The organism is Bradyrhizobium sp. USDA 4461 (assembly GCF_054055655.1).
On sequence record NZ_JBSRXM010000001.1, the window covers coordinates 1,711,895 to 1,736,873 of the forward strand.

The following is a 24,979-nucleotide window of genomic DNA, read 5'->3' on the forward strand; positions in this document are numbered from 1 at the left end:
GCGATTTACTCCGCCGCGAGTTTCACTTCGGGCGCGGCGGCGCGGACTTCGGCGTCGACCTGCGCTTCGAACTTGGCGAAGTTCTTCGCGAACATGCCGACCAGCGCGCGCGCGGTCTTGTCGAACTCGGCCTTGTCGGCCCAGGTCTTGATCGGATCGAGGATGTGCGGCTCGACGCCCGGCAGCGAGGTCGGCACCGCGAAGCCGAAATACTTGTCGGTGCGGAAATCGGCGTTGCGGAGCGAGCCGTTCAGCGCGGCGGTGAGCAGCGCGCGCGTCACCTTGATCGGCATGCGGCGGCCGGTGCCGTACTTGCCGCCGGTCCAGCCGGTGTTGACCAGCCAGCAATCGACATTGTGCTTGGCGATCAGCTCGCGGAGCAGATTGCCATAGACGGAAGGATCGCGCGGCAGGAACGGCGAACCGAAGCAGGTGGAGAATTCCGGCTGCGGCTCGTTGCCGAGACCACGCTCGGTGCCGGCGACCTTCGCGGTGTAGCCGGACAGGAAGTGATACATCGCCTGCGCCGGCGTCAGCTTGGCGATCGGCGGCATCACGCCGAAGGCGTCGGCGGCGAGCATCACCACGTTCTTCGGATGCGGCGCGCGCCCGGTGCGCGAGGCGTTCGGGATGAAATCGAGCGGATAGGCCGAGCGGGTGTTCTCGGTCTTGGAGCCGTCGTCAAAATCGGGCACGCGATCATTGACGCCGAGCACGACGTTTTCCAGCACCGCGCCGAAGCGCTTGCTGGCGGCGTAGATCTCCGGCTCGGCTTCGCCCGACAGCTTGATGCACTTGGCGTAGCAGCCGCCTTCGAAATTGAAGACGCCGTCCTCGCTCCAGCCATGCTCGTCGTCGCCGATCAGCGTGCGCTTGGGATCGGCCGACAGCGTGGTCTTGCCGGTGCCGGACAGGCCGAAGAAGATCGCGGTGTCGCCGTCGGGGCCGACATTGGCCGAGCAGTGCATCGGCATCACGCCCTTCTCGGGCAGGTAGAAGTTCAGCGTGGTGAACACGCTCTTCTTCATCTCGCCGGCGTAATAAGACCCGCCGATCAGGACGATCTTGCGGGCGAAATCGATCGCGACGACGTTCTCCGACTTGCAGCCGTGACGTTTCGGATCGGCACGGAAGCTCGGCAGGTCGATGATCGTGAGCTCGGGCACGAAGCCCGCGAGTTCCGAGGTCTCGGGGCGAATGAGCAGCGTGCGGATGAACAGCGAGTGCCAGGCGAGCTCGGTGAAGACGCGCGTCTTGATGCGATGCTTCGGATCGGCGCCACCGTAGAGATCCTGCGCGAACAGCGTCATGCCTTCGGCATGCTTGAGGAAGTCGGCATGCAGCGTTGCGAACTGCTCCGAGGTGATCGACTGGTTGCCGGCCCACCACATGCTCTTGTCGGTCAGGCCGTCGCGAACCGTGAACTTGTCCTTCGGGCTGCGGCCGGTGAACTCACCGGTGTCGGCGCAGAGCGCACCATCGGCCGAGAGCACCGCTTCGCCATTGCGCAACGAATGCTCGTAGAGCTGCGGCGCGCCGTAGTTCCAGTGCACGCCCTTGAGATTTTTTAAGCCGAATTTGTCGGCACCGAAGGCACCGTTATGCACGCCCGTCTCTTGCACGAAGAACCTCCTCGAACCCGCGTATCCTTGTTCGCGCGAATGTTGCTAATCGCGCCCCGCCGCGGTGACCTTCATCAGAATATAGCCTCTCGGCCCCGGTCCGGCGACCTAATAGTGGGGATCGCCGGGCTTGCCAAGCCAGTCGAACGGCTTTTGGTTTATTCCAAGGCGGACGCATCATCTGGCTCGAATACCGCAGCGCGAAACGCTTTCGCTTTGCTTTCGTTTTCTCGTTCTTTTCGCAGCGCTCGGGCGGCGTTTCGCCGTCTTTCCCGCTGCGAACAAGGCATTGCGATGCACAAAGGGTGCCAGCGATCATCGTATGCCCCGCATCGTGCCAAGCAAAAGGCAGCGAGAATGCCGGGTATGCATTTCGCGCTGAGGATGTGTCATCGAGAAAGGCTGCCGCGAGTTGATGCAGCATTGCGAAGCGCCCGGCATGTCGTCCACGATCGCGTTGCACGCGGCGAGCACCATCGTCAGCGTTGAGCTGCGGACCAGCAGATTCAATCGGGCTCAATACCCATCGTCGAAGCTGGGTCACTTCAATGCGCGGCAACGTCGAATGTTCCGCAACGACGTCAGGTTCGGAGATCGACGAGATCGCTGAACCATCACGATCGATGGTAACGCAACCAACACGTCGTGCTCGTGCATCATCGACGCGCCGGCACGACATGATCGCGCTATCAGACGCCCGCAATGCCGATCGCCGCGTGATCGGATGACACGCTTCGACAAACGCACATGCCGCCGCGGCCATGCGACACCATGCCTCGTCGGGCACGGGCCTCGCGATCCCCGAGGTTTAAGTCCTGGGTCTACGTCTTGGCGCGCGCCTCGCCGGCGAGCCGCACCAGCATTTTGCGCAGCTCGGTGCCGTTGCTGACGCGCTCGGGGAAATCGAGCCGCAGCGTGGCGCGGCCGGCCTGCATGTCCATGCCGCCGGGATCGCAGCCGGTGCAGAGCCAGTCGGCACTGTCAGCACCGAGCAGCCGGGTGGCGTAGAGGTTCATGGCCTCGCGGTGATCCTCATTCATATGCGCCACCGCGCCCGGCTCGGCCTCCAGCAGCGCGTCGGCCCCGGCGAGATCGGTCAGGAATTGCGTGGGCTTGAGGTCGACGATGCGGCCGAACCCGGCGACCAGATGGGCGCCGCTCGGCCGAATCACGAAAAACGAGAAATCCTTAAATTCCACAAAAGCTTCCGCCGATGGCTGGGCGCCGAGATAGCGCCGTTGCACGAGCTCGCGCTCGGCGTCTGCGACCTCCTCTGCCCGCCCCGCCAGCATGATCCGGGCCCCCTCCAACGGATCACCCTCGGCACGCTCGTCCAGCATCAGCGACACCCGGCTGTCGGTCAGGATATTCCTGGTGTGCAGCGCCAGCCGGGAGATCAGCAGGATCGGCGAGCCGTCGGGATGGCTCGCCAGATTGACCAGCGAGCAATAGGGATCACCGGATCCCGCCATCAACGTGGCGAGCGCGCCCTGGCGGCTGCGGCGCAGCAGCGAGCGGGCAAGGTGGGCAGGATCGAAGTCGACGGTCGGTTGCATGGGGCCTATCGGGTCATTTTGGGGGCAAAACAGGCCGGTTCCGCATGAAAAAAGGGCCTGTTTTCATAATCTCAGGGTGGTATATGGGGTCCATCGCATGGGTCGCAGAAGCGTATTTTTGCGGAACTCGGTCACACTTCAGCCCAGCTTGCATTGCTCGTTGACCGCGTTCGAAGCCCATTTCCACGGCGCGTTGCCCGAGTGCCCGCCGTTTAAGCCACTCTCATTGTGAAAGCAGCTCATGCCCACAATCGCCTTGGTCGACGACGACCGCAACATTCTCACTTCGGTCTCGATCGCGCTTGAAGCCGAAGGCTACCGCATCATGACCTACACGGACGGTGCGTCGGCGCTGGATGGATTTCGCACGTCGCCGCCCGATCTTGCGATCCTCGATATCAAGATGCCGCGCATGGACGGCATGGAAACGCTGCGCCGGCTGCGCCAGAAGTCCGACTTGCCGGTGATCTTCCTCACCTCGAAGGATGAAGAGATCGACGAATTGTTCGGCCTGAAAATGGGCGCGGACGATTTCATCCGCAAGCCGTTCTCGCAGCGCCTGCTGGTCGAACGCGTCAAGGCCGTGCTCCGTCGCGGCCAGCCGAAGGATCCGACCGCCGCGCCGAAGGAGCCGGACGCCCGGGCGCTCGACCGCGGCCTGCTGCGGATGGATCCGGAGCGCCACACCTGCACCTGGAAGAACGAGCCGGTGACGCTCACCGTGACCGAATTCCTGATCCTGCAGGCGCTCGCCACCCGCCCCGGCGTGGTGAAGAGCCGCAACGCGCTGATGGACGCGGCCTATGACGACCAGGTCTATGTCGACGACCGCACCATCGACAGCCACATCAAGCGGCTGCGCAAGAAGTTCAAGGTGGTCGACGACGACTTCGAGATGATCGAGACGCTGTATGGCGTCGGCTATCGCTTCAAGGAAGCCTGATCTGCACCTTCCGGGAAGCTTGTTAACTGACAGGCTCCGCACGGCTGGGGTAAGCTCGGGCAAACATCTGCTTCGCGGGACGACACCCATACCAACCGGCAGCTTTGCCAGTGCTTGATCGAACGCAGCTCGAGCAAGGCCAGACCACCGAGGACGCCTCACAGCTCCTCGATCAAGAGGTCGTGGCCGACGATCTGGCGCGGGACAAGGGCTGGCGCCGGCCGCTCGGCTGGCTGCGCCGCGCCGGTCAGTTCTTCTTCGCGCTGTCGTTCTCGAGCCTGACGCGCCGCATCGTCTCGCTCAACCTCGCCGGCCTCGTCGCGCTGGTCGCAAGCATCCTCTATCTCTCGCAATTCCGCGCCGGCCTGATCGAGGCGCGGACCCAGAGCCTTCTGGTCTATGCCGAGATCATCTCGGAGGCGATCGCGGCGTCCGCGACCGTCGAAGGCAACACCGTCACCATCGATCCCGACCGGCTGCTCGATCTCAAGCCCGGCGAGAGTTATGGCCAGCCGGATGAATCGGCCGACTTCCCGATCAATCCCGAGCGGGTCGCGCCGGTGCTGCGCCGCCTGATCGCGCCGACCAAGACGCGGGCCCGCATCTTCGATCGCGATGGCGGGCTGATCCTCGACAGCCGCAACCTGTTCGCGCGCGGCGACGTGCTGCGCATGGAGCTGCCGCCGCCGTCGGAAAAGCCGTCGTTCTATGAGAAGACCAAGGCCACCATCAAGACCTGGCTCAACCGCGGCGACCTGCCGATCTATCGCGAGCTCGGTCCCGAGGGCGGCAAGGGCTATTCCGAAGTCGCGCAATCGCTCGAGGGCATGAACAGCAGCGCCGTGCGCGTCACCGATCGCGGCGCGATCATCGTGTCGGTCGCCGTGCCGGTGCAGCATTTCCGCGCCGTGCGCGGCGCATTGATGCTGACCACGCAGGGCGACGACATCGACCAGCTGGTGATGTCGGAGCGCCTCGCCATCCTCAAGATCGGCGGGGTCGCCTCCGCGGTCATGATCATGCTGTCGCTGCTGCTGGCGAGCACGATCGCAGGCCCGGTGCGACGGCTCGCCGAAAGCGCCGAGCGGGTCCGTCACCGCATCCAGACCCGCGTCGAGATTCCCGACTTCACCGGCCGCCGCGACGAGATCGGCCATCTCTCCGGCGCGCTGCGCGACATGACCAACGCGCTCTACAGCCGCATCGAGGCGATCGAGATGTTCGCCGCCGATGTCGCCCACGAGCTGAAGAACCCGCTGACCTCGCTGCGATCTGCGGTCGAAACGCTGCCGCTGGCGCGCAACGAGAACAGCCGCGCGCGGCTGCTCGCCGTGATCGAGCACGACGTCAAGCGGCTCGACCGCCTGATCTCCGACATCTCGGACGCCAGCCGGCTCGATGCCGAATTGCAGCGCCAGGACATGGCGGCGGTCGACCTGCGGCGGCTGCTGACCACGCTGACCGGCGTCGCCAACGAGACGAGGCTCGGCCACGACGTCGCCGTCGAGGTGCGCTTCGAGGGCCGCGGGCCGACCGACACGCTCTCGGTGCCCGGGCACGATTCCCGGCTCGGCCAGGTGATCTCGAACCTGCTGTCGAACGCGCAATCCTTCTCCAAGCCGGGCGACAAGGTGCGCATCGTCTGCCGCCGCACCCGCGGCGAGGTCGAGATCGTGGTCGACGACGACGGTCCCGGCATCGGCGAGGACGCACTGGAGCGGATATTCGAGCGCTTCTACACCGACCGGCCGCATCAGGGCTTTGGCCAGAACTCCGGCCTCGGGCTTTCGATCTCCAAGCAGATCATCGAAGCCCATGGCGGGCGGATCTGGGCCGAGAACCGTCCGGGCCCCGCGGACGAGGACGGCAACCCCACCGTGGCCGGCGCACGTTTCGTGGTCAGGCTGCCGACACTATGAGCGACAATTCCAGCGTGCACGCCTCCGCCGTTCTGGTCGGCGAGCGTGCGGTGCTGATCCGCGGCCCGTCGGGCGCCGGCAAGTCGCGGCTGGCCTTCGATCTGATTCTCGCCGGTCGCACCGGAGCGCTCCCGCCGGCCATTTTGGTGGGGGATGACCGTGTCCATCTCGACACAGCCGGCGAACAATTGTGGGTTCGTCCGGCCCAGCAATTGGCCGGTCTGATCGAGGTCCGAGGCCTCGGAATCCGCCATTGTCCGTTCGCCGGCGAGGCCGTGGTCGGCCTGGTCGTCGACCTGGCCGCCGACGATGCCGAGCGGCTGCCGCCGCCCGAAGCGCTCACGGCATGCCTTAATGGCATTATATTACCCCGAATTCCTGTAGCCGCAGGCTTCCAACCCCTGCCGCTGGTTGTCGCTGCGCTGACGACAACCTGAAAGTTCATGGTCCCGTAATCTTGCGGCCAATTGTGGGAAGGGAATTGGTAACCATATCACAACCACTATCGCGTCGGATTTTGCCGGCGCAGCCTCCCCTCTCTACCGCCAGGAACCGGGAGACTAGCCAAGATGCCCTCTTGCGCAGGGCCTCTGGATGGTCAAAGTGGCGCGTTCGTGCGGTGCACCAAAGGGCGCCCGCGAGGAGTTTCCGATGATTGGTCTAGTGCTGGTGACCCATGGGCGCCTTGCCGACGAGTTCAGAGCAGCGCTCGAACACGTCATGGGTCCGCAGAAACAAATTGAAGCGATTACGATCGGGGCCGAAGACGATTCCGATCTCTGTCGAAGCGACATCATCGAAGCGGTGAACCGCGTCGACAGCGGCGACGGCGTTGCGATCCTCACCGACATGTTCGGCGGCACGCCGTCGAACCTTGCGATCTCCTGCATGAGCCGCCCGAAGGTGGAAGTGCTCGCGGGCATTAATCTTCCGATGCTGGTCAAGCTTGCCAAGGTTCGCGAGGAGCGTTCGCTGCCCGACGCGATCGCGATGGCGCAGGAAGCCGGCCGCAAATACGTCACCATCGCCAGCCGCGTTCTCGCAGGCAAATGAGCGACGAGGCCGCGGGCGCAAACCATGTCGGCCCGGGCGTGCCAGCGGGCGCCATCTCGCGCGAACTCCTGATCGTCAACAAGCGCGGCCTGCATGCGCGGGCCTCGGCGAAATTCGTCCAGCTGGTCGAGCGCTTCAACGCCGAGATCTGGGTGACGCGCGGCGGCGAGACCGTCGGCGGCACCTCGATCATGGGCCTGATGATGCTCGCTGCCGGACCCGGCACCACGGTCGTGGTCTCCGCGAAAGGCGACGAAGCGCAGCAGGCGCTGGATGCCATCGCCGAGCTCGTCGCCAGCAAGTTCAACGAGGAAGGCACGTAAGCGCCGCTACGCTGAGCGAAAGCCTATCACCGTCATCCTGAGGAGCGCGAAGCGCGTCTCGAAGGATGCACGGCCCGCCGCGGTGGCCGATTCATTCTTCGAGGCTCGCTTCGCTCGCACCTCAGGATGACGGTGCGTACAGCCCTATCCGCGTCATTGCGAGCGAAGCGAAGCAATCCATCGCGCCGCAAGCGGAGAAATGGATTGCTTCGTCGCTATCGCTCCTCGCAATGACGGCGGCGAAAGCGTCACGGTCCCTCAGGACAACAGAAGCGGCACTGATGTCCGGCAACGACTACTTCGCCGGCGGCACCAGGTAGACCTTCCACGCCGTCGACGGACCGGGATGGCCGTTGAAGAAGCGCATGGTGGTCATCACCAGCGGCTCGGCATCCTTGGCATGCTCGGCCATCCACGCCTCGCAGGGTTTGAGAAACACCGGATCGGTGGTGTCGCAGATGCCGATGAAGCCGAGACGCTTGGCCTCGTCGAGCGACGTCAGCCCCGAAGTCCATGCCTCGCCTGGCACCAGCGAGGCCGGATGATCCGGGCTGTAGAACGTCATCGGCTCGCCGATGTCGGACCGCGCGACCACCACCGCCCAGCGCGAATGGAATTTGGCCTGCCAGGTCTCGGTCAGCTCGCGCGCGAGCTCGGAGCGCGCGGCGTAGGTCGAGCCGCTGGCATGATTGGACGCGATCTCCTGCGTCGCGATGCTGGGCGCGGCGATCAGCGTGACCATCGTGGCCACGAACCAGACCGCAACGATCGAGAACAGCGCCATGCGCGGGATTCTGAGCGAGGGGATCGCAACCAGCGCAAGCGGCACCAGGAAGAACAGCGGGATGCCCCAATCGGTCTTGATGTAAACGGTGAATGCCAGCGCGCCGAGCGGCGGCCCGATCGCGACGATCGCCTGGATGATCCAGACGTTGAGCGCCTGCGGAAGGTTGACGGCGGGATTAGGCCCGCGCGACCAGATCCGCGCCAGCACGTCCGACGGCCGCCACGGCACCGCCCCCAACAGCAGCGCGACGAGGCCGAGCGCGGTCGGAATCGCGAGCAGCCCGAGATTGTGCATGACATAGCCGATCACGAGCTGGACGTTGAGCGCGCGGCTCGACAGCGCGTAGACATCCCCGGCATAGGTGAACGGGACGAAGTTGACCTCCTCCAGCCAGACCAGATGCGGGATCATCGCCACAAGCATGGTGCCGATCGCAACCCACGGCGCCGGCGAGCGCAGGAATTGACTGCGCTGCGGATGGATCAGCGCGGCGAGCCCGATGGCGCCGATCATCGTCACCACCCAATACTTGGTCATCAGCGCCAGCATGCCGGCGAAGCCGAGCCAGAGACCCGACTTGAAGCTGCGCTTCTCGAACGCGTTCAGATAGGCCAGCACCAAGAGCGGCAGCGGCACCAGCTGCGCGAGGTCGGCGTTGTATTTGAAGCCCTTGAAATTGAAGATCGGGTAGAGCGCGAGCATCACCACCATGAAGAACGCGCGGCGGCGATCGATCACGCGCAGCGCGATCAGCCAGCACACCACCAGCGCGAAGCTGACGGTCGCCATCGCAAGCGCATAGGTCGACCAGTTGGTGACCGGGAATATCCTGAACCAGACCCCTGCGATCCAGCCCGACAGCGGCGGATGCTTGCCATAGCCGAGCAGGAAGCGCTGGCCCCAGGCATAGGCCTCCGCGACATCCATATGGACGTCCTGCGCGGCCTTGAGCTTGACCAGGATCAGCGTCCACAGCACCGCGTGAACCAGTGCGAAGCCGATCACGAACCACAGGCCGGTCTTGGGATCGATGGCGCGCGAAGCAATCCAGGCGGCGATCCGCCGGATTGTCAGCCTGCGGGTGGAGCGCCTTGCGGCAGGAAGCGTGGAAACGGTCGACATGGCCTGTGCCTGAGGCATGACCCGGAAAAAGTCGAAGGTGGCTTTCCGGAGGGATCATACCGAGTGGAAGCGTACGCGCGATGAGTGAATGCTCACCAGCACTTCAGCGCCCTTTAGCGCGTTTTTGTGGCCAGTGAAATCAGCTTGGCGTGAGAATGCGTCCAGAGCGGGATGACTTTTCTTCGACCCGCTCTACCTCTTTGCTTTGAGCATGATCTTTGGGAAAGCCGCCGCACATTTTTCCGGATCATGCTCCAGCCGGCCTCTTCACTTTTCGAGAAGCTCCGGCCGGTACTCGAAGTGCATGGTATCGTAGTGATACCACTTGCCGCCCCAGATGAAGCCGTGGCGCTCGAAGATGTCGACGATCTCCCGCGGCATCCGGTTCTTGTAGGGGATGGTTTTGCTCTTGCTTTCTCCCTTGCCTTGCCCCTTGCCCGCCCACAGCCAGTAATCGGAGACTTTCAGGTTGAGGTCGATCGCGGCCGCATAGCCATGCATGCTCATCCGGCCGGTATCGGCGACGGCGCGACAAGACAGCACACCCGCGATCGGAAACGCCGCGGCGCGCAGCGCTGGATCGAGCGCCTCAATCTCGGCGGAGACCTGCTTGAGCCGCTCGGCAATGCCGTTGACCCGGGTGACCTGGACCGGCTTGCCCCAGGATTTCGGCAGCCAGCTGATCGTCACCAGGTTCCGCCGGACCTCGGCCGTGTTGCAGTCGCCATACATCTTCCTGAAGAAGGCCTCGTTGCGGAAGCGGCCGGGATCGACATTCACAGCCGGCGGCGCTGACGGCCCCGACGGATAGGGCTGCCGCATCTGGTCAAGGATCGACGCATTGCGCAGGAGTTGATCGAACGACTTGTCGGAGACGCCGTCATCGACCGGCATCACCGTGCCGTCGCGCCAGGTGATCGTGGTGTCGTCGTGACCGGACAGCGCATCGGGATAGGCGCGCACCAGGCGGTCGAGCAGTTCGCTGCTACTCTCGGCGTGCGCGAGCTGCGGCAGCAGCGCCAGCAGAGCAATAATGCAGGCGATCCCGCGCGCGGCCATTCAGCGCTTCCCGGCCTGATCGATCAGCGCGACATTGGCCTCCTCGATCGCGTTCAATCGCGGATTCCAGCTGTTCGGCGCATACCACGCGAAGCGCGAGAAATACGCCTTGAGATCGGCGGAATCGAAATAGCGTCCGCGGCGGGCGAAGATCTCGTTGCGCGCGAGCCGCAATTCGTCCCGCGACAGCGACCGCAGATCGGCCGGCGTCAGCAGCCGCCGGTCGGAATCCGGGAAGATGAAGCCGCTCGGCGCTGCGCCGCCGGATTCGAAGCGATCGATCAGCGCGACATTGGCGCTCTCGACCGCGTTGAGCGGCGGATCCCATGAGCGGGGCACGTACCAGGCGAACCTGCTGAACCGCGCGGTCAGGTCCGGCGCGTTGAAGTAGCGTCCGCGCCGCGCGTAGATTTCATTGCGGGCAATCCGCAGGTCGTCCTTGCTGAGCGACCTGAGATCGGACTCCGACAGCAGGCGGCTGTCGGAATCCGGAATAATGAAGTCCGATTGAGTGCGCGCCACCGGCGGCGCGGGCGGAGGCGTGCTCGGCGGCGGCAGGCTCTGCTGCGGCGGGATCACCGTCGCCGGCGGATCGGCGGTCGCAACCTGCGCGGGCGCGTTGCCGGCAAAATAGAACGAGCCATCGATCGGCGAGGTCGACACCCAGGGCTGCTGCGCGCTGCCGGTGGCGCGCTTGACGACGAGGCCGACCTGGTTGAAGGCCTGCAACACGTCGAGCCCCGGCTTCTGCATGGTGTCGACCAGCGCGCGCGTGTAGGGACTATGGCCGTCATCGCCATCGAGCGCGACGTTGCCGGGCTGGGTCGCATAGGACAACAGCGTGCCCTCCGGCGCGCGGATCTGGGCGAGGCCGCCGTCAGCGGCGCGCAGGCCGCGGCCGCCGAATGGATTATTCCGGCAGGCATCCAGGATGACGATGTTGAGCCGGGTGCCCGCGCCTTCCATCTGCCGCAGCACCAACCCGACATCGACCATCTGGAAATCGACATCGGCCTCGCGCGTGGGGTTCGCCGAGACCGGCACCAGATAGTTCGTGCCGCGCACCTGGATGCCGTGGCCGGCGTAGTAGAACAGCGCGACGTCGGCGCCCATCAGCTGGCTGCCGAAGCGCTGGATCGCGCCATCGAATCCGGCCTTGTCGAGATCGACCTGGGCCTGCCCGCCGACCAGCGCAAAGCCGAGCCGCTGCAACGTCTCGGCCACCAGCTGCGCGTCGTTCTTCGGATTCTGCAGCCGCGACACGTTCTGATAGGTCGAATTGCCGACGACCAGCGCCACGCGCTTGTCGGCAGCCGCGGGCGCCGCGAACAACATGGCCAGCAATCCGGCGGCGAGAAGGGTCCAGCGCATCGTCAAATCCACGATTTTCGGGCCGCCAGACCTAGCAGAAACATGCCCGGAAATCGATCACTGCAACCCTGCCGGAAACACCCCCGTGATTCGCCGTCACACCCCTGCAAAATACCGCAATGTGGTTGCCCGCGCGGGGGTGCGGATGCTATCCCGCGCCCCATGACAACTGCCCCGATTTCCAACATCCGCAACTTCTCCATCGTCGCCCATATCGACCATGGCAAGTCGACCCTCGCCGACCGCCTGATCCAGATGACGGGCGGCCTGTCGGATCGCGAAATGGCGGGCAAGGAGCAGGTGCTCGATTCGATGGATATCGAGCGCGAGCGCGGCATCACCATCAAGGCGCAGACCGTCCGGCTGAACTACCGCGCCAAGGACGGCAAGGATTACATCTTCAATCTGATGGACACGCCCGGCCACGTCGACTTCGCCTACGAGGTGTCGCGGTCGCTGGCGGCCTGCGAGGGTTCCCTGCTGGTGGTCGACGCCAGCCAGGGCGTCGAGGCGCAGACGCTCGCCAATGTCTACCAGGCGCTCGACAACAATCACGAGATCGTGCCGGTCCTCAACAAGGTCGACCTGCCCGCGGCCGAGCCCGAGAAGGTGAAGCAGCAGATCGAGGACGTGATCGGCATCGACGCCTCCGACGCGGTGATGATCTCGGCCAAGACCGGCGTCGGCGTGCCCGACGTGCTGGAGGCGATCGTCACCCGCCTGCCGCCGCCGAAGGGCGACCGCGACGCGACCTTGAAGGCGCTGCTGGTCGACAGCTGGTACGACGTCTATCTCGGCGTCGTGGTGCTGATCCGCGTCGTCGACGGCGTGATGAAGAAGGGCAGCCGCATCCGCATGATGGGCACGGGTGCCGCCTACGACATCGAGCGCGTCGGCTTCTTCACCCCGAAGATGGAGCAGGTCGAGGAGCTCGGTCCCGGCGAGATCGGCTTCATCACCGCGGCGATCAAGGAAGTCGCCGACACGAGAGTGGGCGACACCATCACCGACGACAGGAAGCCGATCAGCGAGATGCTGCCCGGCTTCAAGCCGGCGATCCCGGTGGTGTTCTGCGGCCTGTTCCCGGTCGACGCCAACGACTTCGAGACGCTGCGCGCCGCGATGGGCAAGCTCAGGCTGAACGACGCCAGCTTCTCCTACGAGATGGAGACCTCCGCCGCGCTCGGCTTCGGCTTCCGCTGCGGCTTCCTCGGGCTGCTGCACCTCGAGATCATCCAGGAGCGGCTGTCGCGCGAGTTCGACCTCAACCTGATCGCGACCGCGCCGAGCGTGATCTACAAGATGAAGCTGACCGACGGCACCGAGCTCGAGATCCACAACCCGGTCGACATGCCGGACGTGGTCAAGATCGCCGAGATCGAGGAGCCGTGGATCGAGGCGACGATCCTCACCCCCGACGAATATCTCGGCAGCGTCCTGAAGCTGTGCCAGGACCGCCGCGGCTCGCAGAAGGAGCTGACTTACGTCGGCTCCCGCGCGATGGTGAAATACGACCTGCCGCTCAACGAGGTGGTGTTCGATTTCTACGACCGCCTGAAGTCGGTGTCCAAGGGCTATGCCTCGTTCGACTATCACCTGACCGACTACAAGCCGGCCGATCTGGTCAAGATGCAGATCCTGGTCAATGCCGAGCCGGTCGATGCGCTGTCGATGCTGGTGCACCGGACCCGCGCCGAAGGCCGCGGCCGCGCCATGGTCGAGAAGATGAAGGAGCTGATCCCGCCGCACATGTTCCAGATCCCGATCCAGGCGGCGATCGGCGGCAAGGTGATCGCGCGCGAAACCGTCCGCGCGCTGCGCAAGGACGTCACCGCGAAATGCTACGGCGGCGACATCACGCGCAAACGCAAGCTTCTGGAGAAGCAGAAGGAAGGCAAGAAGAAGATGCGGCAGTTCGGCAAGGTCGACATCCCGCAGGAAGCTTTCATTGCCGCGCTGAAGGTGGATAGTTGAGGCGCGTCCGCGGACCGTCGCCGGCCTGACAGCAACCACGCTAGTTCCGCCCCAACCAAAAATCGCGAAAACAACCCCATGCAAAGGAGCCGGAGAGGTGGCTAGCGCGACGCGCTGCCGCACCTGTTGCTCATTCTTGTCGCAGCAACAAAACGCACCATGATTTGAATCGCCATCGCCGGGCGGCCCGACTAAGCTCCGCGCATGTTGCGCATTCTCACCTTCTCGATCGTCATCCTCGCACTGCTGCAGCCTGACCTGAGCGCAGCCGCCTCCTCGAAGAAGCGGCACAGCAGCACCCGCTGGCATGGCTATGGCTTCCTGCCCGGCTACCGGCAGCCGCGCAACGAAACCATTCCGGTGTTCGGCCCGCGCGGCGCCGCCCGCGGCTACCCGGACTATTCGCCGGAATACTGGTATGGCGGCGACTGGCACTATTTCGGCCGCCCCGGCTTCTACCGCGGCCGCTACAATGGCGGCAGTTTTGGCCCGTGCTGGACCTGGACGCCGATCGGGCGGGCCTGGCAGTGCGGCTGAGGGCTCTTGCTCTCTCGATGGACCGCAACCCATCACCCGGTTTGCTGCGCAAAAATCGACCTCTCCCAAGGGAGAGCTGAAGTTTTGACGCCGCTCCAGCTCGACCTGATCTCATCAGACTTCCACGCCGCCGCCTGAGCGCGGGCGCATTTGCCATCCCGGCGCGCATCGGTGACGGATAGCTGATCTGCGTCGGGGCTATCCCGCCTTGCCCTCCCCTTTGGGATGAGCCACCATCACGCGCGCCCCCAACAAGAATGTCAGAACGGGCCGAGGACACGCATGAACAAGCCGCAGGGAGTAGACCTTGTCGAGCGGGCACGCGCGCTGGCGCCGCTGATCATTGCCGAAGCCGACGAGATCGAACGGACGCGGCGGCTGACGCCGGCTGTCACATCAGCACTGATCGAGAACGGGCTGTATCGCGCGCTGCTGCCGAAGCGGTTCGGCGGCGCCGAGGCGACGCTGGACTCGTTCATGCAGATGCAGGAGGAGATCGCCAAGGCCGATGCCTCGACCGCCTGGTGCCTCGGCCAGTGCAGTGTCTGCGCCATGACCGCGGCCTATCTCGAGCCCGACGCGGCCGACGAGATCTTCAACACCGCACCCGGCATCCTGGCCTGGGGCGCGATCGCCCATGAGGTCCGCGCCGAGCCCGGCGGCTACCGCGCCAATGCGCGCTGGGATTTCGCCTCGGGCTCGCGGCAGGCGAGCTGGCTCGGCGCCCATGTCCGTGTCGTCGAGGCTGATGGCTCGCCGCGCAAGAAGGCCGACGGCTCGCCGGAGATCCGCACCATCCTGTTCCCGATGTCGCAAGCGACAATGTACGACGTCTGGGACGTGATCGGCCTGAAGGGCACCGGCACCGATTCCTATTCGGTCGACAATCTCTTCATCCCGGAGAAGTTCGCCGCGTTGCGCGACGACCCGGCCGCGTGCCGCGAACCAGGGCCGCTCTACAAGCTCTCCACCAACATGGTGTTCAGCATGGGCTTTGCCGCCACCTCGCTCGGCGTCGCGCGCGCCATGCTGGATGCGGCGACCGAGCTTGCCCGGGCGAAGACCCCGCAAGGCCTCAAGGCGATGCGCGACAACAACGCCGTGCAGGGCCAGATCGGCCGCACCGAGGCGAGCCTGCGGGCGGCGCGCGCCTATCTCTATGCGACCGCCCGCGAGGTCTGGAGCGACCTCGCCCGCGGCGACGCGATCACCGAGGCGCACCGGATCGCGATCCGCATCGCCTCGACCTGGACCATCCACCAGTCGGCGTCCGTGGTCGACATCGCCTATCACATGTCGGGCGCGACGGCGGTGTTCGCCAAGAACCCGTTCGAACGCCGGTTTCGCGACATGCACGCGATCGCCCAGCAGATCCAGGCCCGCGACACCCAATACGAGGACGCCGGCAAGGCGATCCTGGCGGGCAATCTCGCAGCGCCGCCGACGACGCGCTAAGGCGCGGTGATCAGACTGAACCGGGGCGGGGTGCTCGCACATCCGCCATGTAGGCTCTGCCTCCGAACCGGACATCGCCGGGTGACCACGGCATCAAAAGCCGTCAAGAGCGGTCTAACCGAGCGGAGTTTTCCGCTCGGAACAAACGAACTGACGTGCAGGCGAACGAGTGGACCTTCGGCTACGGGCCATGCGGCATGTTCATGCACACGCTCAGGTCACGGTCTGGTGGGGATTTCCGCGTTTCCAAACGTAGTCGTGCAGCACAGCGAAGCCAAAGACAGATCCGATGATCGCTGCGTACATGGAGCCGAGAAGAAGAAGCCGTATCCAGCCCCAAAGGTCATGCGGGCTAGTAAGCGGCAATTGTATCGCCGCCGCGCATGTGCCCTCCTGTACAGCGAATTGGGCGCTCGAAAGTTTTGACGCCTCAGTGTCAACTAAGCCCAGTGTATAGGGGTCAACCTTGCAGTGAACCAGGCCTTGAGGGCTTGGTCGATCGAAGTCGAGCGTAACAACAACGTATCTAGAACCCTTTGTGCCGGAAACCTCGCGGTAGCCGGCGCGGTCGATCCGTCACGGCAGCCGTCGCGGCTGCGCGCTCGTCGAGCCTTGCGCAGCGTCAGCATCGCCGCGACTTAATCGATGCGGGTCTCTGTTCGCGCCCTGCTCAGCCCTCGTCCTGCCACCTGCGCAGATCCGTCTGGTCATGATAGCCCATGCGGTCCGGCGTGGTGATGAATTCCATCGTCGTGCCCCACGGCATGCGGCAGTAGCAGACCTTGTTTCCAGGACCTTTCTCGGTTGCATAGGGAATAGCGCGCGGCGCGGTGAGAGCTGTGCCTCCCGCCTTCTCGAAACGCTCGACCGATGCGTCGATGTCGTCGGTGTAGAGAGCGAAGTGCGTGATACCGAAGTCGCTCGCCCGGATCGGCTTGGCTTGCTCGGGACCGTGCATCTCGAAGAGCTCGATATCGGGTCCGGTTCCGATCTTGACCATCGCCTGCGCGCGCACGACCGTGCCGGGAAAAGCGCCGACGGCCCGCTCGAATTCGGCTCCCTGCCGCGGCGGATCCTGGGGTCCGAAGGACTGGTAGATCACCTGGCCGCCGAAAGCCTCCACCAGGAACGATTTTGCTGCTTCGATGTCGGGCACCGTGATGCCGATATGATTGACGCCGCGAATGACGGGTGCGGTCATGACAGTTCTCCTTTGCTATCTATTCGATCCATCGCGATCGCTGCGGGCGCATTCGCCCGCAGCCTCGTGATCTGCCCGGCCCACGACGGCGCCGGCGCCGAGTTTCAATTGGCCTTGAGGAATTCGATCAGGGCGGCTGCGACTTCATCCGGCCGCTCGTCCGCGACATAGTGGCTGCACCGCGCGATCGAGCCGCCCGTCACGTTGGTGGCGAACTCCTTGAGCATCGGCACCATCTGCGCACCGAACCGCTGGTCCCCACCCAGGCCGAGCACGGGTATCTCGAGCGGTTGCTTCTTGTGCTCGAGCGCAGTCGCATGGTCGGCGGCGAAGGCGCGGTACCATTCCATGCCGCCACGCGTGCGGCCAGGAAGCGCCATCGCCTTGGCGTAGATCTCGATATCCGCCGGATTGAAGGTGCTGTGATCGTAGAACCGCTCCGCCATGAAGGTCGAAACATAGTCATATTCACGACCATGAATCAGACGCTCGGGCAGGTCCCGGTTCATATGGAAGCTGAAGTGCCAGAGCCTTGCGGTCGTCGTCTCCCATCCGGTCCAGCCGGGAAGCGGAACGTCGAGGACGGCCAGGTGTGTAACAGCCTTCCGATAGATGGCGGCCTGCGGCAAGGCGACCATTCCGCCGATGTCATGTCCGCACACGGCGTAGCGTTCATGCCCAAGGGCAACCATCACTTCATGCGCGTCGCGCGCCATCGTCGCCTTGTCATAGCCGTCGAGCGGACAGTCGGAAAAGCCCGCGCCGCGCAGATCGATGGCCACCACGCTGAAATGCTCGGCCAGCAGGGGCATCACCTTGTGCCATTCCCACCATGTTTCCGGCCAGCCGTGAAGCAGAAGGATCGGCGGCCCTGAGCCTCCCGTGACGGCGTTGATCTTGATGCCGTTCACCGGCACCAGCTGCTGGGTAAACCCCTTCAAAGTTGCGATCATGATCGCCTTCCAGTCAGATGTTGACGCTCAAACGTAGCTCGTGGCCCGCGCTCAAGCCTGTGATGCGCCAAGTTCATTGCCTCTTCTCCGCGTTGTTTTCAGACGCCGCGACGCCGTCGCCGCCCCGAACCGTCATATCGGCCATGATCGACCAGTCCTTCTCCCCGAGGCCCGCCGAGACAGCTTTGCCGAGCCCCTCGCGGACAGCTTCAAGCATCGGGAGCGTGCGTCCGATCTCGTTGCTGGCCTCGGTCGCCAAGCGCATGTCCTTGAGAGCGAGCCTGGCTTTGAAACCCGGCTCGAACGATCGTTCCGTGATCTGGGCGCTGTAGCTCTCATAGGCGCGGCCCGAGAACAGGGTGCCCAGGATGAGTTGAAAGAAATCCGCACGGTCGAGGCCGACGCTCTCGGTCAGCACGACACCCTCAGCCATCGCCTCGATAGCCATGGCGATCATCATGTTGCAGGCGAGCTTTGCCGTATTCGCCCGAGCGGGGTTCTCCCCCAACTTCCAGACCTTTTTGCTGACGGGGGCGAGCAGCGGCTCGATCGCGGCAATTGCATCGGCCTTCCCGGCCGCCAGGATGTTGAGCTGGCCACTCGCGGCTATGTTCGGTCGACCAAGGACCGGTGCGGACACATAGCCGAGGCCCGCCGCTTCGTGCAGGAGGTCCAATTCCCGCGCAAAAGCGACAGAGATCGTCGAGGTGACGACATGGGTCAGCCCTGGTTGCGCGCTTGCCAACAAGCCGGCATCGAGGATCACCTCCCGAATGGCCGAGTCGTCGGACAGCATCGTGAAGACGGCGTCAGCCTCGAATGCATCAGCCGCAAGCTCGAGCAGCGTCACCCCGGGAACGCTTTCCTGGGCGACCTTGCTCCGGTTCCAGGCCCGAACATCATGGCCTGCCTTCACCAGGTTCAGGGCCATTGCCGAGCCCATACTGCCGAGACCGATGAAGCCGATCTGCATGTTCCATCTCCTGTTGTCCGGGTCAGAGCCCTGCGCCGGATCGGACGCAGGCTGCCGGGCGATGGCAGGAACCTAGGTGCTTAGATTTGTTCTTTAACTGACATAACTGTACTGTCGGCGTTCAGTTTTGTGTGGGTGTCGAGATGGAATGGAGTGACGTCCGAATCTTTCTTGCTATTGCGCGATCCGGTACGCTCGGCGGCGCCGCGCGCTCTCTTCGGACAAGCCATCCGACCGTCGGCAGGCGCCTTCGCGCACTTGAGCAGGCAATCGGTCACACCCTCTTCCAGCGCACAGCGGACGGTCTTGTTCTGACCGACGAGGGCCATGGGATCATCGCGCTGGCCGAGCAGATGGAAGAAGGCGCGCTGGGCATGGAGCGCCGGCTTGCGGGGCAGGAGCAAAATCTCAAAGGCAGTCTGCGCATCACGTCAGCGGACTGGTTCGGGGCCTATGTCCTGCCTCCTATCCTGGCGGACTTCTCGAAAGCCTACCCCAATGTCGACGTCGAGATCCTGACCGGCACGCGCCGAGTCAACCTTGCGCAACGGGAGGCCGACGTCGCTTTTCGCATCGTTCCGTTCGACACTGCCGATGTCATTCAGCGGCGGCTCTTCAGGCTTGAATACGGCGTCTACATCGCCGAGGAGGCGGCTGATCCCAACTATGGCGATGGGGCCGGTTTCCGGCTGATCACCCATGATACATCCACGGGCCATTTCCCTGACATCGCGTGGCTGATCGAGAGTTTCCCCAACGCGAGACCGGTCCTTCGATCGAACAACCGCAACGTCCAGGGGCGCATGTGCAGGCAAGGCGTCGGCATCGCCGTCCTGCCCCGCGTGGTCGGCAACCAGATCCCGGGTATCCGCAGACTAGAACTGCCAACGCCGCCGCCAGCGCGAGACATTTGGATGGGATACCACCGGGACCTGCGGCGTCTCGAGCGTCTTCGCGCGTTCGTCTCGACGGTATCGGACCATCTCGTGCACGCGACCACATGATGTGCGGCCCGAGCGCGCTTTCGTATTCAAACCGTTCGCGCGCTCGGCCTGAACTGGGTCAAGGCGACACCTGAGATCGCCAGCAGCGCACCGATCATCAACTTCGGGGTCATCGGCTCGCCAAGGAACAAGGCGCTCGACATCAGGGCGAACACCGGCAGCAGCAGACCGAAGGGGGCGACGCGGCCCATGGAGCAGCGCGCGATCAGCCAGAACCAAAGACCGAATCCGACGATTCCCCCGATGAAGATCGTGTAGGCGAGCGCCAGCCACCCCCGCTCATCCGCGGCAACGAGGCTCGCCAGTTGGCCATATTCAAGCAGCAGCGACATCAGCATCACCTGCGGCACCGTGAACAGCGACGACCAGCCCATCAACATCAAGGGATCAAATGGGCCGTAGCGTTTGGTCAGGACGTTGGAGACCGCGAAGGCGAAGGCCGCTCCGACCACCAGCAGCAGCGGCAACCCGTTTGCCGACAGGCCGGGCTCCGCCCTCAACACAAGGACGCCGGCGAATGCGAGCAGCACCCCGGAGAGGGTCGTGAGCGACGGCCGCTCCGCCAACAGCGGCCAGGCCAACAGCACCGTGAAGGGCGTGGAGAGCAGATATGCGACAGCCGTCATGCTTCCCGAGCCGAGCCCGAGACCCACATAGAACAGCCCGAAATTCAGCCCACCGAGAAAGAACGAGATCGCCGCGATCGGACGCAACTGGTCACGCGTGGGCTTTTTGACGAACGGAATCAGCAGCAGCGCGGTGGCCAGGAAACGCAGCGCCAGGAAGAAGAACGGCGGGAACTCCGTAACGCCCAATTTGATGACCACGAACTGGTAACCCCAGATCAGGGGAACGGCCACCGCGCAGGCCATCTGGATCGCAGACATTGCATTCTCCTTTAACGACCGATCGGTCCAGATATCGGCGAGCCGATTGCGGGGACGGGACCCGGATTTGCCTACCTGATGAAACGATCGAGCAGAGCGTCGGCGGCGGCGTGCGTGATGTCTCCGGCGGACGCCGTTTTGCTGATGACGCGCAGCCCCTCAACGAAACAGACGAGAATGCGGGCCGCATTTGCAGGATCGACACCATCGGCCAACTGGCCCGCGGCCTTCGCGCGTGACAGCGCATCCGCCACCCGCGCTTCCATGACCCTGAAGAAGCCTGCGATGCGACGATTGACGTCGGCGTCACGCCCGGCCAGCTCCATGGCCGTGGCGATCACCAGGCATCCGCGCCGGCCATGGGCGCCGCTCGTGCGGTCGACATATCCGGCAAGGTAGGCCCGCAGGCCGTCCACCGGATCCTTGCGAGGATCAAGCTCGACATTCAACCGTGTCACGGCATCGTCGATGTAACGGTCGAGCGCGCGCAGGAACAGCGAGTGCTTGTCGCCGAAAGCAGCGTAGAGGCTGCCACGCGAGAGCTTCGTCGCACGCAGAAGGTCGGGCAGCGCCGTGGCATGATAGCCGCGCGACCAGAACACGCCCATCGCGCGTTCGATGGCGGCGTCCTCATCGAAACTCCGCGGGCGACCGCGGGGCAATGGCGCGGGGGTTCGGTTGCTCATCGAGCAAATATAGACCAATCGGTCTTTAAATCAAGTGGCCGGCTCGTTCGTGCGACGAATGCAACCTCTTCGTCAGCCGTATCGGGACGACCGGTGCCGCATTGACGGGCGGTCGCCAGCGAATGGAATGTCGCACTGAGGCGACGAATTGGCCTGGGTATCATGGGTCAGCACGTGCAGTCATGAACTGCAAAGGCGTCGGTTACGGATCGAGCGAGCTCACATAGGCGGCCAGTGCGATCATGTCCGTCGGCGAAAGCTTTTCGACAGCTTGTTTCATCGGGGCGCTTGCGGCTCCCGATCGGCCGCCGTGCTGGAATTCGTAGAGCTGACGCACGATGTAGGTCGGCGATCTCCCCGCGATGGCCGGAACGATGTCAGCGCCCTTCAAGTCCGGTCCATGGCAGAGATTGCAGGCGACGGTCGCGCCGGCTCCGCCGGTCTTTGCGAGCGCCTCTCCCTTGGCCAGGCTGCCGACCGGGACGTAAGCCGTGAACGTCGCTCGCGAGTCGCGAAGTTCGAACTGGTCGGTATCATCGGGCATCTCGACGATGCGCTGGCCGAGTGGTTCGAGTCCTCCCTCCGGGCTCTTGACGTAAAACAGACGCGACGGTCCTGTTTTCGGAATCATCTCCGTCTCCACGACCTTGACGATCCGCTTGCGGCCCAGCGCGGCGAAGTATTCCGCAGCGGAACGAATGTCGGCGTCCGTCATGCCCTTGACCGACGCCAGCATCAGTTGCGTCGAAGGCCTCTGAGAGCCCGACATCTTTCTCGCTCCGCTTCTGAAGTCGGCGATCTGCTGGACAAAATATGCGACTGGCAGACCGGCGAGGCTTGCATTTTCGGGTCCGCCGGTTCCCTCGACACGATGGCATGATCCGCACGCGCGGATCTCGGGTCTGCGGCCGTTCGCGACGATGTCAGGCATCGCGGGATGGTCATCCGGATGCCAGTCAGGCGCAACGAAGAGGTCGCGCGCCTGTTTCCAACTGAACATGACGTCGCTACCTGGAAGCTTGATGGGCGTGTCGCTGGGCGGGGGCACCTGAACGGTCGGGTCCCACAGGAAGGCCCAGGCCGGAAGCTCATCATGAGCCTGCGCCACGGGTGAGCCAACAACACCCTGCGTGAGAGCATCGCCGCTGGCGGGAATCGCGATTGCCAGCAGGATCAATGCGCGCATCAAATACCTTTTCGAGGAAATCAAGATTGCCTCCTGACAAACGCCAAAACGGCCGACCTGAATGCTTTGAGGGCAGGAATGTCTGCGCTTGATCACAATGATTTTCGCGCAAATCTTCCGCGCGCCGACAACCTAGCCGTCCCGGGCTTGATGCGTTCGAAAAACTTTGCGCACATTCCGGGAAATCGAAAGATTAGCCGCGGCATCGCCAAACGGCAATCACTGGGCAGGCAGCCGGGTCGTACCTCGCCCACCCATGACGCAAGGTACGGAAGTAGGCTGGCGACGATTCTCCCGGCACGATTTTTTGGCAGCGCAACATACGGTTGTTAAGCTTTTTCTGGGATTGTGCGGCCGGCGCTAATGCCTGGAGTTCCGCTGGTCCCATGTTCACGCTTCGATCGATTGCCGCCCGCCTGATTCTGGCGATTTCACTGACCGTTGCGGTCGCCTGCGCGATCCTCGGCGGCTTCTCCATCAGCCAGCAACGGGCGCTGACCCGGCTCGCGCTCGATCAGCAGCTCAAGCTGCAATATGACAGCGTGATCGCGGCGATCGACTATGAAGGTCGCACCGCGCTCGCGGTCTCCGCCGTGATCGCCGCGCTGCCGCCGGTCGAGGACGCCATCGCCAAGGGCGACCGCGACGGCCTCGGCAAGCTGCTCGGCGCCCCCTGGGCCGCAATCAAGGCGCAGGGCATCCCGCTGATTTCGTTCTGGCAGGCTCCGGCGACCAGCTTCTACCGGGTCCACGTGCCGAAGACCTTCGGCGACGACGCCTCCACACGGCGCACCACGGTGGTGGAATCGATCAAGGCCGGCAAGCCGATCGTCGGCGTCGAGCCCGGCCGCGAGGCGCTTTCGATCTTCGGCATGACCCCGGTCGTGCATGACGGCCAGACGCTGGGCAATGTCGACATCGGCGTCGCCTTCGGCAAGGAATTCGTCGACCGCGCCAAGAAGCGCTTCGGCATCGACCTCGCTGTGCACTCGTTCGACGGCCAGAGCTTCAAGCGGCTGTCGTCCACCTTCGGCGACGCCGCGGTCGCGACCCCGGACGAGCTTAAGAGCGTGATGAACGGCGCGGTCGTGCTGCGCGACGCCATGCTCGACGGCCACGCCGTGGAGCTCTATCTCGGCCAGATCAAGAACTATGCCGGCCAGCCGGTCGCGGTGCTCGAGATCATCAAGGATACCAGCGACTATGCGGCGGCTGCCGCGAGCGCGCAGCGCAACCTGATCCTCGGCGTGGTCGCGATCCTGGCGGCTGCCGTGCTGCTCGCGTTCCTGCTCGGCCGCGGCCTGTCGCGGCCGCTGGCCGCGATCACCGCGGTGATGAACCGGCTGTCGAGCGGAGACACCAGCGTCACGATCCCCGGCAGCGAGCGCCGCGACGAACTCGGCACCATGGCGCGGGCGGTCGACGTGTTCCGCCGCAGCATGATCGAGACCTCCTCGTTGCGCGACGCGCAGGAGGCCGACAAGGTCAAGGCGGCGGCCGACAAGCAGGCGTTGCAGCGCCAGATGGCCGACCGGTTCGAGGCCGACGTCAAGGGCATGGTCGCAGCCGTCGCGCAGTCGTCGAGCGCGATGCAGCGCGTCGCGGGCGAGATCGCCACCAGCGTCAACGGCACCTCGGAACGGACCTCGGCGGCCGCCGCCGCGTCCGAGGAGGCGTCGGCCAGCGTCAATGCGGTCGCGGCCGCGACGGAAGAGCTGGCCTCGTCGATCACCGAGATCGGCCGCCAGGTCACCCATTCGAGCCGCGTCGCCGACAATGCCGTGGCCAAGGCGATGGAAACCACCGAGATGGTGACGAGCCTTGCCGCGTCGGCCGAGAAGATCGGCGACGTGCTGCGCCTGATCAGCGCGATCGCCAGCCAGACCAATCTCCTGGCGCTCAACGCCACCATCGAGGCCGCCCGCGCCGGCGAGGCCGGCCGTGGCTTCGCCGTGGTCGCCGCCGAGGTGAAGGAACTGGCGAGCCAGACCGCGAAGGCGACCGACGAGATCGCCGGCCAGGTCGGCGCGATCCAGTCCGCCACCGGCAATTGCGTCAGCGCGATCGGCGACATCAGCGGCACCATCCGCGAGATCTCGGGCATCGCGACCGCGATCGCGGCCGCCGTCGAGCAGCAGGATTCGGCGACGCGGGAGATCGCCCGCAGCGTGCAGCAGGCCTCCTCCGGGACCCGCGAAGTCTCGAGCAATATCGCGGGCGCGAGCCAGGCCGCCGGCCAATCGCGCGCCCTCACCGGCAATGTGCTGGAGACCTCCGGCGAGCTCGGCGATCACGCCTCGGCGCTGTCGCACAGCGTCGATACCTTCCTCGCCGGCCTGCGCAACGCGGCTTAGTTCTAGCGCGTCGT

At 64.6% G+C, this 24,979-nt stretch carries 22 protein-coding genes; 10 read left to right on the plus strand and 12 right to left on the minus strand.

Going from position 1 to position 24,979, the window contains the following annotated elements; genetic code table 11:
- Positions 1–5: 5 nt before the first annotated feature.
- The 3 genes from ACVINW_RS08080 to ACVINW_RS08090 are packed head-to-tail and all read right to left on the minus strand — an operon-like array spanning position 6 to position 3,178.
- On the minus strand, positions 6–1,622 hold the full coding sequence (locus ACVINW_RS08080; protein WP_456750802.1) for a phosphoenolpyruvate carboxykinase: 1,617 nt from the start codon (positions 1,620–1,622) through the stop codon (positions 6–8).
- Positions 1,600–2,385, minus strand: coding sequence for a hypothetical protein (locus ACVINW_RS08085; RefSeq protein WP_456750803.1), 786 nt, complete (start codon positions 2,383–2,385; stop codon positions 1,600–1,602). Before ACVINW_RS08085 ends, ACVINW_RS08080 begins: the two co-directional genes overlap by 23 nt.
- A 58-nt stretch (positions 2,386–2,443) precedes the next feature.
- A complete protein-coding gene (locus ACVINW_RS08090) occupies positions 2,444–3,178 on the minus strand; it encodes a HugZ family pyridoxamine 5'-phosphate oxidase (RefSeq protein ID WP_456750804.1) in 735 nt (244 codons plus the stop codon).
- Between the two features lie 241 nt (positions 3,179–3,419).
- Here ACVINW_RS08090 and ACVINW_RS08095 point away from each other — a divergent pair, with 241 nt between their 5' ends.
- From ACVINW_RS08095 to ACVINW_RS08115, 5 genes are all read left to right on the plus strand, one after another.
- Complete coding sequence (locus ACVINW_RS08095) at positions 3,420–4,121, plus strand: response regulator transcription factor (RefSeq protein WP_016843287.1); 702 nt, start codon at positions 3,420–3,422, stop codon at positions 4,119–4,121.
- Positions 4,122–4,231: 110 nt separating this feature from the next.
- Entirely contained in the window at positions 4,232–6,040 is a 1,809-nt protein-coding gene (locus ACVINW_RS08100) for a stimulus-sensing domain-containing protein (RefSeq protein WP_456750805.1), read from the plus strand.
- Complete coding sequence (locus ACVINW_RS08105) at positions 6,037–6,477, plus strand: HPr kinase/phosphorylase (RefSeq protein WP_456750806.1); 441 nt, start codon at positions 6,037–6,039, stop codon at positions 6,475–6,477. The genes ACVINW_RS08100 and ACVINW_RS08105 overlap by 4 nt, the downstream gene beginning before the upstream one ends.
- Before the next feature lie 214 nt (positions 6,478–6,691).
- Positions 6,692–7,093 (plus strand): PTS sugar transporter subunit IIA, encoded by a 402-nt coding sequence (locus ACVINW_RS08110; protein ID WP_021076632.1) that lies wholly within the window; start codon positions 6,692–6,694, stop codon positions 7,091–7,093.
- Complete coding sequence (locus ACVINW_RS08115; protein ID WP_456750807.1) at positions 7,090–7,416, plus strand: HPr family phosphocarrier protein; 327 nt, start codon at positions 7,090–7,092, stop codon at positions 7,414–7,416. Before ACVINW_RS08110 ends, ACVINW_RS08115 begins: the two co-directional genes overlap by 4 nt.
- Before the next feature lie 295 nt (positions 7,417–7,711).
- Here the strand turns inward: ACVINW_RS08115 and ACVINW_RS08120 are convergent, their stop codons facing one another.
- From ACVINW_RS08120 to ACVINW_RS08130, 3 genes are all read right to left on the minus strand, one after another.
- A complete protein-coding gene (locus tag ACVINW_RS08120; RefSeq protein ID WP_456750808.1) occupies positions 7,712–9,325 on the minus strand; it encodes a glycosyltransferase family 39 protein in 1,614 nt (537 codons plus the stop codon).
- Positions 9,326–9,592: 267 nt separating this feature from the next.
- Positions 9,593–10,384 carry a M15 family metallopeptidase gene (locus tag ACVINW_RS08125; RefSeq protein WP_456750809.1) on the minus strand — a complete coding sequence of 264 codons (792 nt, stop codon included), beginning with the start codon at positions 10,382–10,384 and terminating at the stop codon, positions 9,593–9,595.
- Positions 10,385–11,755, minus strand: a complete 1,371-nt coding sequence (locus ACVINW_RS08130; protein ID WP_456750810.1) for a YARHG domain-containing protein — start codon at positions 11,753–11,755, stop codon at positions 10,385–10,387.
- 162 nt (positions 11,756–11,917) lie between these two features.
- Between ACVINW_RS08130 and lepA the strand changes: the two genes are divergently transcribed.
- The 3 genes from lepA (at position 11,918) to ACVINW_RS08145 (ending at position 15,721) form a co-directional block, all read left to right on the plus strand.
- A complete protein-coding gene (gene lepA, locus ACVINW_RS08135) occupies positions 11,918–13,729 on the plus strand; it encodes a translation elongation factor 4 (RefSeq protein WP_018269553.1) in 1,812 nt (603 codons plus the stop codon).
- Between the two features lie 204 nt (positions 13,730–13,933).
- Positions 13,934–14,266 carry a hypothetical protein gene (locus ACVINW_RS08140; protein ID WP_456750811.1) on the plus strand — a complete coding sequence of 111 codons (333 nt, stop codon included), beginning with the start codon at positions 13,934–13,936 and terminating at the stop codon, positions 14,264–14,266.
- A 282-nt stretch (positions 14,267–14,548) separates the two neighbouring features.
- Positions 14,549–15,721, plus strand: coding sequence for an acyl-CoA dehydrogenase family protein (locus ACVINW_RS08145; protein WP_456750812.1), 1,173 nt, complete (start codon positions 14,549–14,551; stop codon positions 15,719–15,721).
- Positions 15,722–16,391: 670 nt separating this feature from the next.
- Here ACVINW_RS08145 and ACVINW_RS08150 read toward each other — a convergent pair.
- From ACVINW_RS08150 to ACVINW_RS08160, 3 genes are all read right to left on the minus strand, one after another.
- The gene (locus ACVINW_RS08150) at positions 16,392–16,922 is read right to left on the minus strand and encodes a VOC family protein (protein WP_456750813.1); all 531 of its coding nucleotides are present in this window, start codon (positions 16,920–16,922) and stop codon (positions 16,392–16,394) included.
- Between the two features lie 104 nt (positions 16,923–17,026).
- Complete coding sequence (locus ACVINW_RS08155; protein WP_456750814.1) at positions 17,027–17,875, minus strand: alpha/beta fold hydrolase; 849 nt, start codon at positions 17,873–17,875, stop codon at positions 17,027–17,029.
- 73 nt (positions 17,876–17,948) lie between these two features.
- A complete protein-coding gene (locus ACVINW_RS08160; protein WP_456750815.1) occupies positions 17,949–18,848 on the minus strand; it encodes an NAD(P)-dependent oxidoreductase in 900 nt (299 codons plus the stop codon).
- A gap of 143 nt (positions 18,849–18,991) precedes the next feature.
- Here ACVINW_RS08160 and ACVINW_RS08165 point away from each other — a divergent pair, with 143 nt between their 5' ends.
- Positions 18,992–19,852: a LysR family transcriptional regulator gene (locus tag ACVINW_RS08165; protein WP_456750816.1), complete on the plus strand. Its 861-nt coding sequence runs from the start codon at positions 18,992–18,994 to the stop codon at positions 19,850–19,852.
- Positions 19,853–19,878: 26 nt separating this feature from the next.
- Here ACVINW_RS08165 and ACVINW_RS08170 read toward each other — a convergent pair whose 3' ends face one another.
- The 3 genes from ACVINW_RS08170 to ACVINW_RS08180 all read right to left on the minus strand — a co-directional run bounded on the left by ACVINW_RS08170 (position 19,879) and on the right by ACVINW_RS08180 (position 22,635).
- Positions 19,879–20,739 (minus strand): DMT family transporter, encoded by an 861-nt coding sequence (locus ACVINW_RS08170; protein ID WP_456750817.1) that lies wholly within the window; start codon positions 20,737–20,739, stop codon positions 19,879–19,881.
- A gap of 71 nt (positions 20,740–20,810) precedes the next feature.
- Positions 20,811–21,347 (minus strand): TetR/AcrR family transcriptional regulator, encoded by a 537-nt coding sequence (locus ACVINW_RS08175; protein ID WP_456750818.1) that lies wholly within the window; start codon positions 21,345–21,347, stop codon positions 20,811–20,813.
- Between the two features lie 280 nt (positions 21,348–21,627).
- A complete protein-coding gene (locus ACVINW_RS08180) occupies positions 21,628–22,635 on the minus strand; it encodes a c-type cytochrome (RefSeq protein WP_456750819.1) in 1,008 nt (335 codons plus the stop codon).
- A 362-nt stretch (positions 22,636–22,997) separates the two neighbouring features.
- On the opposite strand from ACVINW_RS08180, the gene ACVINW_RS08185 reads away from it, so the two are divergent.
- Entirely contained in the window at positions 22,998–24,965 is a 1,968-nt protein-coding gene (locus ACVINW_RS08185) for a methyl-accepting chemotaxis protein (RefSeq protein WP_456750820.1), read from the plus strand.
- The last annotated feature ends 14 nt before the right edge of the window (positions 24,966–24,979 follow it).

Excerpts from the sequence above, each read along its gene's own strand:
- ACVINW_RS08085 (WP_456750803.1), bottom strand. The coding sequence starts at position 2,385 with ATGGCCGCGGCGGCATGTGCGTTTGTCGAAGCGTGTCATCCGATCACG.
- ACVINW_RS08090 (WP_456750804.1), bottom strand. The coding sequence starts at position 3,178 with ATGCAACCGACCGTCGACTTCGATCCTGCCCACCTTGCCCGCTCGCTG.
- ACVINW_RS08095 (WP_016843287.1), top strand. The coding sequence starts at position 3,420 with ATGCCCACAATCGCCTTGGTCGACGACGACCGCAACATTCTCACTTCG.
- ACVINW_RS08105 (WP_456750806.1), top strand. The coding sequence starts at position 6,037 with ATGAGCGACAATTCCAGCGTGCACGCCTCCGCCGTTCTGGTCGGCGAG.
- ACVINW_RS08110 (WP_021076632.1), top strand. The coding sequence starts at position 6,692 with ATGATTGGTCTAGTGCTGGTGACCCATGGGCGCCTTGCCGACGAGTTC.
- ACVINW_RS08115 (WP_456750807.1), top strand. The coding sequence starts at position 7,090 with ATGAGCGACGAGGCCGCGGGCGCAAACCATGTCGGCCCGGGCGTGCCA.
- ACVINW_RS08120 (WP_456750808.1), bottom strand. The coding sequence starts at position 9,325 with ATGTCGACCGTTTCCACGCTTCCTGCCGCAAGGCGCTCCACCCGCAGG.
- ACVINW_RS08125 (WP_456750809.1), bottom strand. The coding sequence starts at position 10,384 with ATGGCCGCGCGCGGGATCGCCTGCATTATTGCTCTGCTGGCGCTGCTG.
- ACVINW_RS08130 (WP_456750810.1), bottom strand. The coding sequence starts at position 11,755 with ATGCGCTGGACCCTTCTCGCCGCCGGATTGCTGGCCATGTTGTTCGCG.
- lepA (WP_018269553.1), top strand. The coding sequence starts at position 11,918 with ATGACAACTGCCCCGATTTCCAACATCCGCAACTTCTCCATCGTCGCC.
- ACVINW_RS08140 (WP_456750811.1), top strand. The coding sequence starts at position 13,934 with ATGTTGCGCATTCTCACCTTCTCGATCGTCATCCTCGCACTGCTGCAG.
- ACVINW_RS08145 (WP_456750812.1), top strand. The coding sequence starts at position 14,549 with ATGAACAAGCCGCAGGGAGTAGACCTTGTCGAGCGGGCACGCGCGCTG.
- ACVINW_RS08150 (WP_456750813.1), bottom strand. The coding sequence starts at position 16,922 with ATGACCGCACCCGTCATTCGCGGCGTCAATCATATCGGCATCACGGTG.
- ACVINW_RS08155 (WP_456750814.1), bottom strand. The coding sequence starts at position 17,875 with ATGATCGCAACTTTGAAGGGGTTTACCCAGCAGCTGGTGCCGGTGAAC.
- ACVINW_RS08160 (WP_456750815.1), bottom strand. The coding sequence starts at position 18,848 with ATGCAGATCGGCTTCATCGGTCTCGGCAGTATGGGCTCGGCAATGGCC.
- ACVINW_RS08165 (WP_456750816.1), top strand. The coding sequence starts at position 18,992 with ATGGAATGGAGTGACGTCCGAATCTTTCTTGCTATTGCGCGATCCGGT.
- ACVINW_RS08170 (WP_456750817.1), bottom strand. The coding sequence starts at position 20,739 with ATGTCTGCGATCCAGATGGCCTGCGCGGTGGCCGTTCCCCTGATCTGG.
- ACVINW_RS08175 (WP_456750818.1), bottom strand. The coding sequence starts at position 21,347 with ATGGGCGTGTTCTGGTCGCGCGGCTATCATGCCACGGCGCTGCCCGAC.
- ACVINW_RS08185 (WP_456750820.1), top strand. The coding sequence starts at position 22,998 with ATGTTCACGCTTCGATCGATTGCCGCCCGCCTGATTCTGGCGATTTCA.